The 12736-nt window shown below is 30.0% G+C and carries 13 protein-coding genes, 1 tRNA gene and 2 pseudogenes; 10 read left to right on the forward strand and 6 right to left on the reverse strand.

Annotation, left to right across the window (positions count from 1 at the left end; genetic code table 11):
- The first annotated feature begins 40 nt into the window (after positions 1–40).
- From PF021_RS00170 to PF021_RS00185, 4 genes are read left to right on the forward strand one after another with little or no spacing between them, the layout of a single operon-like run.
- Positions 41–1747 carry an ABC transporter ATP-binding protein/permease gene (locus tag PF021_RS00170; protein ID WP_271020348.1) on the forward strand — a complete coding sequence of 569 codons (1707 nt, stop codon included), beginning with the start codon at positions 41–43 and terminating at the stop codon, positions 1745–1747.
- Positions 1747–2673, forward strand: coding sequence for a glycosyltransferase family 2 protein (locus PF021_RS00175; RefSeq protein ID WP_271020351.1), 927 nt, complete (start codon positions 1747–1749; stop codon positions 2671–2673). Before PF021_RS00170 ends, PF021_RS00175 begins: the two co-directional genes overlap by 1 nt.
- A complete protein-coding gene (locus PF021_RS00180; RefSeq protein WP_271020353.1) occupies positions 2670–3776 on the forward strand; it encodes a glycosyltransferase in 1107 nt (368 codons plus the stop codon). Before PF021_RS00175 ends, PF021_RS00180 begins: the two co-directional genes overlap by 4 nt.
- On the forward strand, positions 3767–4906 hold the full coding sequence (locus PF021_RS00185; RefSeq protein WP_271020354.1) for a glycosyltransferase: 1140 nt from the start codon (positions 3767–3769) through the stop codon (positions 4904–4906). Before PF021_RS00180 ends, PF021_RS00185 begins: the two co-directional genes overlap by 10 nt.
- A gap of 3 nt (positions 4907–4909) precedes the next feature.
- On the opposite strand, the gene PF021_RS00190 is transcribed toward PF021_RS00185, so the two are convergent.
- Together PF021_RS00190 and PF021_RS00195 are read right to left on the reverse strand one after the other, a co-directional pair.
- On the reverse strand, positions 4910–5842 hold the full coding sequence (locus PF021_RS00190; RefSeq protein WP_271020356.1) for a hypothetical protein: 933 nt from the start codon (positions 5840–5842) through the stop codon (positions 4910–4912).
- 30 nt (positions 5843–5872) lie between these two features.
- On the reverse strand, positions 5873–6424 hold the full coding sequence (locus PF021_RS00195) for a hypothetical protein (protein WP_271020358.1): 552 nt from the start codon (positions 6422–6424) through the stop codon (positions 5873–5875).
- Between the two features lie 157 nt (positions 6425–6581).
- Between PF021_RS00195 and PF021_RS00200 the strand changes: the two are divergent.
- The 3 genes and pseudogenes from PF021_RS00200 to PF021_RS00210 form a co-directional block, all read left to right on the forward strand.
- Positions 6582–6874: pseudogene (locus PF021_RS00200) on the forward strand (hypothetical protein); the annotation flags it as partial.
- A gap of 29 nt (positions 6875–6903) precedes the next feature.
- Positions 6904–7457 (forward strand): annotated as a pseudogene (locus tag PF021_RS00205) (cysteine peptidase family C39 domain-containing protein).
- A 49-nt stretch (positions 7458–7506) separates the two neighbouring features.
- Positions 7507–7582: transfer RNA gene (locus PF021_RS00210), tRNA-Glu, on the forward strand.
- A 3-nt stretch (positions 7583–7585) separates the two neighbouring features.
- Here PF021_RS00210 and PF021_RS00215 read toward each other — a convergent pair.
- The 4 genes from PF021_RS00215 to PF021_RS00230 form a co-directional block, all read right to left on the reverse strand.
- On the reverse strand, positions 7586–7897 hold the full coding sequence (locus PF021_RS00215; protein WP_271020362.1) for a rhodanese-like domain-containing protein: 312 nt from the start codon (positions 7895–7897) through the stop codon (positions 7586–7588).
- Entirely contained in the window at positions 7897–8472 is a 576-nt protein-coding gene (rsmD, locus tag PF021_RS00220) for a 16S rRNA (guanine(966)-N(2))-methyltransferase RsmD (protein WP_271020364.1), read from the reverse strand. Before rsmD ends, PF021_RS00215 begins: the two co-directional genes overlap by 1 nt.
- On the reverse strand, positions 8462–8887 hold the full coding sequence (locus PF021_RS00225; protein WP_271020366.1) for a hypothetical protein: 426 nt from the start codon (positions 8885–8887) through the stop codon (positions 8462–8464). The genes rsmD and PF021_RS00225 overlap by 11 nt, the downstream gene beginning before the upstream one ends.
- Positions 8888–8950: 63 nt before the next feature.
- Positions 8951–9502 (reverse strand): superoxide dismutase family protein, encoded by a 552-nt coding sequence (locus tag PF021_RS00230; protein WP_271020369.1) that lies wholly within the window; start codon positions 9500–9502, stop codon positions 8951–8953.
- A gap of 96 nt (positions 9503–9598) precedes the next feature.
- On the opposite strand from PF021_RS00230, the gene PF021_RS00235 reads away from it, so the two are divergent.
- The 3 genes from PF021_RS00235 to PF021_RS00245 all read left to right on the forward strand — a co-directional run bounded on the left by PF021_RS00235 (position 9599) and on the right by PF021_RS00245 (position 12557).
- The gene (locus tag PF021_RS00235; protein WP_271020371.1) at positions 9599–10015 is read left to right on the forward strand and encodes a hypothetical protein; all 417 of its coding nucleotides are present in this window, start codon (positions 9599–9601) and stop codon (positions 10013–10015) included.
- 2 nt (positions 10016–10017) lie between these two features.
- Positions 10018–11061 (forward strand): tRNA 2-thiouridine(34) synthase MnmA, encoded by a 1044-nt coding sequence (mnmA, locus tag PF021_RS00240; RefSeq protein WP_271020373.1) that lies wholly within the window; start codon positions 10018–10020, stop codon positions 11059–11061.
- Positions 11062–11168: 107 nt separating this feature from the next.
- Positions 11169–12557, forward strand: coding sequence for an alanine/glycine:cation symporter family protein (locus PF021_RS00245; RefSeq protein ID WP_271020375.1), 1389 nt, complete (start codon positions 11169–11171; stop codon positions 12555–12557).
- Positions 12558–12736 lie beyond the last annotated feature (179 nt).

The raw sequence follows: 12736 nt of genomic DNA on the forward strand, positions 1-12736 counted from the left end.
ATTTTAGTTTATAATCCAAAATCTAGTTTTAAGGTAGAGTATGTTTTCTCAACTAAAAATAATTCTAAGCAAACGCGATAGAGCTTTTATATATTTTTTGCTTTTGTTTTCTTTGCTTGTATCTTTAATAGAGCTTATTGGAATCTCTGCTATTGCTCCATTTATATCTATAGCAAGTGATTTTACTCTAATAGAAAATAAACCATATTTTGCTTATTTTTATCATGGTCTAAATTTTACATCTTATTATGATTTTGTCGTGTTTTTCGGTATTTTCTTGCTTTGTTTTTATGTCTTTAGAAGCATTATAAACTTAGCATATCAGCATTTTTTGGCCAAATTCACATTTGGTAGATATCATTTGATAGTTGGCAGATTGTTTGTAAATTATCTGGGTATGAATTATGAGGAATTTATTACTAAAAATACTAGTTATCTAACCAAGACAATCACAACCGAAGCACATAATTTTACTATTTTGTTATCTGCTACACTTTTTATGATTTCTGAAATTTTTGTTGTATTGCTAATTTATATTACGCTTTTATTCGTAAATTTTGAAATCACATTTAGTATTACTATTTTATTAGGTATTTTTGGTTTTTTGATGACAAAATTTGTATCTAAAAAAATAAAAGGTCAAGGAAAGCAAAAAGAACAATTTCAAAAAAGCTTTTTTCAGAGTATTGCAAATAGTTTTGGTAATTATAAAATAATTAAGCTAAATAGTGATGATAGTTCGATTTTAGAGAATTTTAGCAAGTCTTCTTGGGGTTATTCTCTATCAAATATTAAAAATCAAACTTTCTTTCATATCCCTAGATTGCTTTTAGAGGCTATTGGATTTTGTTTGATGATTTTTGTTGTGTTGTATTTATTTATAACAGATGGAGATAATATTGCTAGTTATTTACCATTATTATCAATGTATGTTTTAGCATTATACAGACTGCTTCCTTCAATTAATAGAATCTTAGATTCATATAATAAAATATTATTTAATTTTAGATCTTTAGAAATAATATACAATGATATAAACATACAAACCAAGAATCTTGGAAATGGTGAAATAAGCTTCAAAGATAGTATAAAGCTTAATAACATAAGCTTTGGCTATGGTGATAAAAATGTCTTAGAAAATATAAATATGCTAATAAAAAAGGGAGAAAAAATAGCATTTATAGGAGAATCTGGGAGTGGTAAAAGCACATTAGTTGATTTAATTATCAGTCTTTTAACTCCAAAGAGTGGTGAGATATATATAGATTCCACTAAGCTTAGTGATGCAAATATAAAAAGTTGGCGTAAGAAAATAGGATATATACCACAACAGGTTTATTTGTTTGATGGAAGTGTGGCTGATAATGTGGTCTTTGGCAGAATCTACAATGAAGAGAAGATTAAGTATTGTCTAAAATTGGCAAATATTTATGAGTTTTTAGAGGGTAAAGATGGATTAGATACCAAAGTTGGAGATAGTGGTGTAGCACTTAGTGGTGGGCAAAGACAAAGAATTGCAATTGCAAGGGCATTGTATGGAGAGCCTGAAGTATTAGTGTTAGATGAGGCTACAAGTGCATTGGATAATGCAACAGAGCAAAGAATAATGGAAGAGATATATCAAATCTCACAAGGAAAAACTCTCCTAATAATAGCACATAGGCTAAGTACGATAGAAAAATGCGATGTGATATATAAAATACAAAATGGGATTCCAACAAAAATAAACTATAAGGATATAGGATAATGGATTTAAGTCATTATTCAAAATTACCAAAAGTTAGTATAGTCCTTACTACCTGTAATAGAGAATATTTTTTTACTGAAGCAATTTTAAGTATATTAGACCAAGACTATCCAAACTTAGAGATAATAATTAGCGATGATAAATCAAGCGATAATACCTTTGTCTTTGCCCAAGAATATGCAATGGAGCATTCAAATATAAAGGTTGTGCAAAATACTAGAAGTAGTGGTTCAGCTGGTAATCGAAATAATGGTTTAGATTATGCAAATGGTGAGCTTGTATTATTGCTTGATGATGATGATGTGCTTTTTAAAGAGGCTATTTCAAATTTGGTAAATATATATTTGCAACATGATAAAAGATATGGAATCATTATTGCAAATTGCACTAGAAGTGATGATGGCTCATTATCTGGCAGAGGAGTAGATGAATCTGGTGAAATTAGTTTTAAGGATGTCTTAAGCGGTAGGCTTCAAGGAGAGTTTGTAACTTTATTTGAGAGGAATTTGCTTGGAAGAAGGAGATTTAGCGAAGAGAGGGGTAATATGGGCTTACTTTGGCTTAGAATGCATAAACAAAGTCAGAGCTATTATTATCATAAGCCTTTGAAATTTTATAGAATTCATGCAGATTCTCTAAGTCATACTCTAAAATATAATCCGCTTTTAATGGCAAAGAACTATGAACAAAATATTTTGTTATTCTATAAAGAAAGAAAAGAAGTATGTCCAAGGTATCTATCAGAGTTATGTGCTACTGCTGCACTTTTGTATCATCAAGGCGGAAATAGAAATATGGCTTTTAAAAAGATTCTGCAAAGCTTTACAATATACCCTAGCTTACAAGCATTAAAGGCATTGTTTTATATATGTCTTCCAAAAACATTTATCCCAAGAATAATTACAAAGCAAATAGTAGAAAAATGAAAATATTACTAACTATACGATCTTTAAATTTTGGTGGGGCGGAGAGACAATGGGTAAATCTTGCTAAAGGGCTTTATGCTAGAGATGATATTGAGTTGTTGTTATGCACATTTTATAGTGGTGGTGATTTGTATGATGAAGTCTCTCATTTGCCTTATGTGTGTGTAGATAAAAAAGGCAAGAGTGATTTTTTATTTTTATGTAGATATAGAAAAATAATCAAAGACTTTAAGCCAGATGTTATCTATGCTTTTATGCCAGATTCTAATCTTTTTAGTCTGTTTGCTTCTGCTTTTTTAAATATACCAGTTGTTTTTGGATTTAGATCTAGTGCTATTAATGTAACAAAGCTACCATTTTTTTCAAAAGCATATTTTTATGCACAGAAGTATTGCAGTAAATATGCAAAAGCGATAGTTTGTAACTCTAATGATGCAATTAGTTTCTATAAAGAGTATGGATATTTTATGGATAGGGCTTGTGTTGTGTATAATGGGATTGATACTGCATGTGTTAAAGATAGAGACAATATCCTAAAAGAAAGGCTAAACCTACCTAAAGAATCTATTATATTTGGAATTGCAGCTAGAATGAATAAAGTGAAAGATTATCCGCTTTTTGCCAAAGCTGCTAGATATTTGTGTGGCAAGAATAGTAATGTATATTTTATATCTATTGGCAAAATAGATGATGTAATTTTAAGAGAATGCTTAGATGTATTGGGAGATTTTAAAGATAGAGTATTGTTTTTAGGGGCTAAAGATAATGTATGGTACTATTATTCTATCTTTGATTTTATACTATCTACTTCATATACGGAGAGTTTTTCTAATTCTATTGCAGAAGGCATGGCATGTGGGGCTTTACCTATTGTTAGTGATGTTGGAGAGAGTGCTGTAATAGCAAATTTTGGACAAGACTATAAATTTTGCTTCAACAAGCGTGATGAAAGGGGCTTGTATAAGTGTTTAGATTCTGTAATATCATTAAGCAATGATGAAAAAATAAGACTAAGTTTTGAATCTAAAAAGCATATTATTGATAGATTTTCAATATCTAAAATGGTAGATAATACTTGTGAGGTTTTAGGTAAATGCATATAGTAATACTTATTTATTCATTTGGTGCTGGTGGTGCAGAGAGGGTTACTTCATTGCTTCTAGAAGAGCTAATAAAGGAATATAAAATTACCCTTGTATTGCTTGAAGATGTTTGTCATTATGAGATACCAAATGGTGTAGAGAAGATAATCTTAGGTAAAAATAGCAATAATGAAAATGGGGTGATAAAGCTTTTAAAATTACCATTCCTTGCTTATAAATACTCAAAAATTATTAAAGATTCTACACATTCTCTATCATTGATGACACGCCCAAATTATATAAATATACTTGCGTCATTTTTTGTGAGACAACCAAGAATCTTTATATCAGAGAGATGTTATCCATCAGAGCAATATGGCTATAATAATCTAGCCTCTAAGATTAATAGATTTTTAATTAAGGCTTTGTATAACAAAGCGCATAAAATCTCTGCTAATTCAGAGCAAAATGCAGATGACTTAGTAGAAAATTTTGGTATAGCAAGAGAGAAGGTTACATTTTTACCTAATGTATTTTGTATAGATAAGATACGAAATTTATCACAAGATGAAACAGAACTAAAGCAAATAATAAAGCGACATAAAAGCAATGGTGAAATAATTTTTGTAAGTGTAGGGCGACTTGATGTTGGGAAGAATCATATTTTACTAATTAATGCATTTAATGAAATTTTGTCTTTAGGTTATAAGGTGCATTTATTTATTATAGGATCTGGTGAGCTAGAATCCTACCTTAAAGAAGCAATAGGAGATATTAAGAATATTACATTACTTGGCAAGACAAAGAATCCTTATGCGCCTTTGAGTGTGGCTGATTTTTTTGTGTTTGGTTCAAATCATGAAGGATTTCCAAATGTGTTAGTAGAATCTATCTCTTTAGGTGTGCCTATAATCACTACAGATTGTGCTCCTAGAATAATTTTGGGAAAAAAGAGACGAGATATAGATTCTATACCTTTATTTAAGTGCGGGATAGTAACCCCTATAAATAATCTAAATAGCATGGTTGTAGCTATAAAATTGGCTCTTGATAATCCAAATATGTTTCATAAAGATGAGCTCTTAGAGTATTCTATGGAGTTTGATATATCTAAAAAAATAGGAGAATATAAGCAGTGGCTGGAGATATAGCTTTTAAACTTTCAAATCTAAATTAGTTTTTTTATTATTTTTATTTTCTACATTATTTTTATTCATTTCAGATATTATCTCCATAGAATCATCATTTATATTATTGGTATTTGTTCCAAATAAAATATCAAGCATTTTTTCTTTGTTAAATTTGCTTTCTAATAATGTTTGTAATGCTTTATTTATATTTTCATCTACATATGTTTCATTATTGTCTGATTTACCTTGTATAGGTTTTCTTTTAGTTGGTTTGTCTTCGTTGTTGGTATTGTCTTGTGTTGCTAGCTTTTTTTTGTATTCTTTTAGTGCATCAAGCCATTTTTCTTTAAACTTTTCCTTGTCTGTTAAGCTCAATAGTTCCAATGATGTGTTAATATCATGCGACATAATGCCACTTAACACATTATCGCCTTCAATCATATAAACGCTATTTTTTCTAATAAAATTTCTTAATTCACTATCATATTCTACTTGTTTTCTTATAGAGTGAGTACCAATTATATTTTCATTTAAAGACGCTATTCTGTTAAAAAGTAAGAAAAATTCACCACTTTCATTAATATTTCCATTTTCATCTAAAAATTCGTCTCTAAATGAGAAAAAATCGCCATATACATCTTCTCTATATTCTAACTCTTCTTTTGCTAATATAGCCCTTTGTTCACTTGGAATTTTAGAAAAATCATTATATATATTAGACAGAGTAGCTACTATATCTATATGACCATAATCTCTAATGTTTGAGTTTGCAGAAATTTGATAAAATTCATTTATATGATTAGCATCAATTTTAATATTATCTGGTATATTTGTTGCTTTATTAAAATTGCTATCAAAAAATCCATCTTGATCAACTTTATAACCAAATGACCTATTTGTATTATTTTGATTGATTTGAATCTGCATGTTCATATAACTAAGATCAAAGCGTACCATATCAACTCCATTGCTTATAAAGTCTTGACTTTAATTAACGCTTAAACCACCAAGCTTAAACTCTAAAAACGATTTATATTTACTAGATAGTTCCTTTACTATCATATTGTTATTCAGAAGTTGGCTAGAGTTTGTTCTATATGCTGTACCTGTTGAAGCATTGTAAATAGATGCGGAATATGTGAAATAAGCGTATTTTCCATATTTGGAATAGCCTATATTTTTCTTAACAGAATATCCAAGCCACTGATTTTTATTACCACCAACTGCACTTAGCCATTCTTTGCCTCTATATGAGCTAGGATTTGAACATGTCTGATCTATCCCGCATAATTGACCAAGCTCATATTCCTTCTGAGTTGGCATCATTATTACATGTAATTCATTATTGTATAAATTCCTGTCATATAGCCCAACCATATACCCACCTACAATTTCTTTTTCTTCATCTTTATTAAGGATTCTTACTTCATTAGAACTATCACTTAAGATTCCATTGCTTACTTTTGCTAATAAATCATTTGCAAAAGAATTATTAATAAATAAACTAGTAACAATAATACATATAAATATTTTATTCATGTATAGTCCCTTGCAATTTCAATTACACTAAATTTACGATTTCGTATCGATTTATAAATCATATCTGTAACTTTTTAAAAAATTATTAATATAAAATTGTAATAATATATACTTTAAATTTGAGTATAAAGGTAACATAGTTCATGGTAAGAATTTTATTTTGATTTCATGTTTTCTTGTTGGAGAGCTTTTTACAAGTGATAGGTTAAGTATAGATTCGTTATTTAAAAAACAAATATGTTTGAGAAGCATCACTATCTTATCTATTCTAAGCATTGGCAACTATAATTCATATTATTTATATCCAGATATTTCAATAAGTGGCGATCCAACAATTTGGAATGATACAAAAGGATTGTTTTAAATCAGACATTTATCTATACATTGAATCCTGAGATTGATTTATTAGTATCTGGTGGCGGTAGCTATATGAGAAAAGAATATACAAATGGAGAAAGTTTTAATATCATTATTCCTAATTGACATGTATTATCAATGCTGAGTTTGTAGTTAGATCTTATATTGATATAAAAAATTAAAAAGTAATAGGGCGGACATATTAAGAAACATGCGGTGCTTCTTCATTGACTACATTGATTAATATGATTGATGATAAAAGGCTAAGTGAATTAGATGTATTAAAGATTATTAGTGGCGATGAGTTAAATACTAATTCTTTTAGCTTTGCGTCTTTAAGTGAGGTCATTTTAGAAATGGGTTATGAGATTAGAGCTTATCAGATTGGTAGAAATGCATTAAATAAGCTTATAAATTTACCCATGATAGTTAAGATAGAAAATGATCCGCGATATCCACACTTTGTTGTAATTATCAACTATTATGGAGATTACATTAAGATATTAGATCCAAGCCATGGAGAGTATATCAGCTCTAAAAAGGATTTTTTAGTATATGGGATAATAATGGAGCTGGTGGTTATATATTGGTGGTTGCGCCAAAGAGTAGAGTTGATAATAAATTAGAGATTCCAACTAGTTTGGTATTTGATTTTCAATCATTTAGATTATATTAAATTGTTATATAAGATATAAATAATGGTAATCTTATGCTAAAATTCGCACGACCCTTTCATCTAGTGGCCAAGGATAATGCTCTTTCACGGCATAAACGGAAGTTCAAATCTTCCAAGGGTCGCCAATATCATATGCAGTCTTCTATATGCTCATCTAAGAAATATATATTTGTATATCCAGAATTAACTAAATCGCTACCAATTACTGATACGGTATGCCCAGAGTAGCAGTTTAGAAGTATATTTTTTCCACTATCTAAGATACTTTGTAGTTCCTCTTGTGTTGTTATATTTTTTGCACCATTTATATGACCTCTTCTAAAATCATCTGGCATTCTAATATCAACTATTTCCCATTCTTTATTGTCTATAATATCTTGTAAATCTTCTTTAAATATTGCTTTTGCTAGACTTTTGTTATTTCTTCCATAGTATTGCATTATATTTCCTTATAGTAACTAAGTGTGCTATTGCCAAATTTTTTACTTTTTATTAGTGTGAAATTCCCGATATTTTGTGGAGTTTGTATGTTTGATATATGTTCTATTATTACATATATGAATACCTTTGAATCTAAGCTTTTTATAATATTAAAAGTTTTGTCATATACATTATCCATTCCATCTCGTATGCAAAATGGAGGATCAAAGTATGCTATGCTTGGTTCTTCTGGTTTTAATTCTTTATATTTAGAAAATGTATCTCCAAATATTATTTTATACTCACAATCATTGCATATTGTTTGAAGATTTTCTTTTAGCACTTCATATGAATCTTTGTCCTTTTCAAAGAAGATTCCACATTTTGCACCACGACTTAGAGCCTCACAGCCTATGCTACCAGTGCCTGCGAAAAATTCTACAAAATTCACCCCAACAACATCTGTATATAGCGTATTAAATAGAGATTCTTTTAAAATTGCCTTACTTGATCTAGTTGTAGATAGATTTGCCATTTTTAGCTTTCTTCCTTTGAATCTACCTCCGATTATTTGTATGGTTTGTTTATTTTTCATTTTTTATATGTTCTTTTATTGTTTCTTCTATTTCTTTTGCGTATCTTCTAAGAATTTCTTCTAGTTTATCTTGCAATGTTAAATTCGTGTTGTTATTTTCTATTTTTGTGGAGTGTTGAACTATTTCTTGCCATTTTTGATTATTTATTGGTTCTATATTTTGTGTGTTTGGACCTTGTTTTTGTAGTTTTAGAAAAAAAGATTCTAATTTTTCTAGTAGTATTTCTTTTGTAAATGGCTTTTTTAGGTTTGAATTTTCATAATCACCTATCAAAAATACTGGCTTATCTGATTGTTCTATTTTCTCTGTGGATACTACAAAGTCGCATTGTTTGTAGCTTGTAATGTAGTCTTTTAAGTATATTTCCAAACTTCTATCAAGCAATAGCGAGTTGCTAATTAATGCGATTTTCATATCTGCTCCAAAATTTTTGGAAATTATACAAAAACTAACAAGAGATTCTAAGAATCTCTTGTTTTACTTTATAACTCCGCAAATCATTCTAGCACCACCGCCACCTAATGCTGCTGGGTGATCATGATAGTTGTCACCACCAACATGAATCATTAGTGCATGATTTTTAATTTCATTGAGAGATTTTAATTTTGGTGTTAATACGGGAGTTGTAACTTCCTTGTTTGAATCAGAATATATAGCTGGCAAATCACCCTTGTGTCCATTATCGCTCCAAGGATATGAGTGTCCCCCATTTTTTTCTGGGTCCCAATGTCCACCTGCTTTCATGCCAAGTCCTTTATCAGTTGCTCCACAATCTGCATTTTCATGGATATGGAATCCGTGAATCCCGCTTTCTACACCTTTTAGATTCGGATAAAATGCTACTCCATATTTTGTTTCAACAGCTACTATTTCTCCTGCATTTTTATTGCCATTTTTATCCAAAATTTCCATATTTATAACTACATGGTTTTTTTCTGATTTTGGATCATATAATTTTGTCTCGTCTTTTGCCATTGCTATGTTTGATAGCATTCCAGCCACAATTGCACTTACAAGTATTTTTTTCATATTTTCTCCTTTAATAATTTGTTTCATTTAATTGTAGCATAAATACAGAGATAATATTAAATTTTGTATTTTTTAAAATTTGGCTACAATTTCCTCATGGATACGAGAATATCGAAATTCATAGCAAACAATAAACTGCTTACCCTTAGTGTCATTGATGATACATATGATGACATTTGTGTATATACTGCTAGTTGCTATTATGTTTTTTGTGTTGAAACTTTGAAGCTTATTTTTAAAAGTAGTGTTGATTCAAAGCATATAAAACTGGCAAAGAAGTTTCCAAAGTGTGGTGTGAATATAGCCAAAGATGGAGCATTAAAAACATTGCAAGGTGTGCAAATTAAGGCACATTTTAAACATGCCACAACAGAGCAGAAAGCTTTGTATTATAAAACATTTCCTTATGCTAAATTAGGCGAAGGAGAGGTATTTTCTTTGGAGATTTTGTGGGCGAAATATACTGATAATTCATTATTTTTGGGTAAAAAATTAGAGTATACAAAGGAATAATTATGAAAAAAGTATTATTGTTAATGAGTGGCGGAGTTGATTCTAGCTATTGTGCATATTTGTTACAAAAGGCTGGATATGTAGTTCATGGTGTTTATTTGAAATTACATGATAAAGAAGAAAAACATAACTATTATATAAGAAATATAGAAAAATGCGCAGAGGCTCTAGGAATCTCGTATGATATTGTAGATGAGAGAGGGTTATTTAAAGAAGCAGTCTATGACTACTTTGTGGAATCTTATAAAAAGGGATTAACTCCCAATCCATGTGCCATGTGTAATCCAAAGGTAAAGTTTAGTATAGCTTTTAATATGGCAGATAAACTTGGTTATGATTTTGTTGCTACTGGTCATTACGCACAGATTATAGATTCTAAAATTGCTCAAGCAGTTGATACTTATAAAGATCAGAGTTATTTTTTGTTTGGTTTAAGACAAGAATGGATAGAGAGAATTATATTTCCATTAGGAGATAAGATAAAAAAAGATGTAAAACCAATTGCACTAAATGAGCTTCCATGGCTTGGGACATTGGAGACTTATAAAGATTCACAAGAAATATGTTTTGTTGAGAATACTTATGTAGATGTGCTAGAAAAGCACTTTAATACAAATAATGAAGGCGATGTTCTTGATACAAAAGGTAACAAAATAGGAAAGCATAAAGGCTATATGCAATATACAATAGGTAAGCGAAAAGGATTTACTATAAATGGTGCATTAACACCACATTATGTAGTAAAAATCAATCCTGATAATAATACTATTGTTGTTGGAGATAAAGAAGAATTAGCTATAAATGAAGTTAGGGCTATAAATGTATCTTTGCCGATTGATTTGTTTGCTAATAATGCAAAGTTAGAATGTGATGTAAAGATTCGTTACAAGAGTCATAAAGTTAAGGCAGAAGTAGAATTAGAGCGAGAAGGCAATAAAGAAATTATAGTAGCACGACTAAGTGAGAGTGCATATGGTGTAGCACAAGGTCAAGCATTAGTATTATATGAAGAGAATAAAGTATTAGGTGGTGGATTTATTGTGTAAAAATTAAACAATGTAAAAATAAATTTTATCAAAAGTTTAATAATTCTTTGAAATTGGAAAATAAATAACTAAAATGATAGATGTAAATTTAACAATAAGGGTTTGATATGGAATTAATTGGTGAAATCAATACTTTCTTGTATACCTATTTTTTGGTATTTTTGTTACTTTTTAGTGGTATATATTTTTCTATAAGAACTAGATTTATACAATTTAGATTTTTGCCTCAAGTTTTTAAGATTCTAAGAGAGAAATCACATGAAGAGCATGTAAGCCCATTTGGTGCATTGATGATTTCTACTGCTTCTAGGGTTGGGATTGGTAATATAGTTGGTGTTGCAGTTGCTATGAGTGCTGGTGGTGTTGGTGCATTATTTTGGATGTGGGTTACTGCTATTTTGGGTGGTGCAAGTGCATTTGTTGAAAGTACTCTAGCTCAAGTGTATAAAAGGAGAGATGGAGAATATAACTATAAAGGTGGTCCTGCTTATTATATAGAGAGTGCACTTGGTTCTAGGACTTTTGGTATTATTTTTGCAATTTCTCTTATTCTGTGCTTTACATATGGGTTTAATGGTCTTCAAGCATATACTCTAACTTCTGTGTTTGAGGTGTATGTTGGTAGTGAATCTTTTAATGGTGGTAATTTTAAAATATTTTTAGGTGCGATTTTAGCTATATTAGTTATTGGGTTTTTCTATGGCAAAAACAAAGCTTCAGCCATTGTAACTTCAGTGTTAGTTCCTGTTATGGCAATTGGCTATTTTATAGTTGCATTTATTGTTATTGTTAGTAATTTTGAGCAAATCCCTGTTGTATTCTCTCATGTATTAGAACAAGCTTTTGATTTTGAGGCTATTTTTGGTGGTTTTGCTGGTAGTGCTATGGTGATAGGTATAAAGAGAGGACTATTCTCAAATGAGGCAGGTATGGGTTCAGCTCCAAATGCAGCAGCAGCGGCACATACAACCCACCCAGCAAAACAAGGTATGGTTCAGACATTATCTGTATTTATTGATACTCTAGTGATTTGTAGTGCTACTGCATTTATCGTGCTTTGCTCACAAGAAAATGTGGGGAATCTTCAAGGTATGGCAATTATGCAAAAGGCTATGGAAGGATATTTTGGTAGCTTTGGTATGCATTTTGTTAGTATTGCTGTTGTGTTATTTGCCTTTACATCGCTTATTGGTAATTTCTTTTATTCTCAAATGAATTTTAGATTTATTACAGAAAATAAAATGGCGTTAAATGTCTTTAGGGCAACTGCTGTTATTATGGTGTTTGTTGGAGCACAGATTAACTTCTCTCTTGCATGGGATTTGGCAGATGTTCTTATGGGCTTTATGGCAATTATTAATATTATTGCAATTATTAAGCTTGGTGGAATAGCTATCAAGGTTCTAAAAGATTATGAAAAACAAAGAGCAGAAGGAAAAGAGCCTCATTTTAAAGCTTCAGATGTTGGTATAGAAAATACAGAGTGCTGGAAATAATCCAGCCCTCTAATCTTCAATGTTTCAAATATAGCTAAACACGATTCGTATTTAATTTATGTAATAAAAATATACATGTATTTCAAATTGTTATTGGAATAGAGTTTAGCTGCAATAAAACAAGATTGTATGCATAGAGATTTTATAAAAAGAGAATCTTTAACTCACTTTCAAACTAA

Source organism: Helicobacter ibis (assembly GCF_027859255.1).
In the GTDB taxonomy this organism is placed as follows: Bacteria; Campylobacterota; Campylobacteria; order Campylobacterales; family Helicobacteraceae; genus Helicobacter_D; species Helicobacter_D ibis.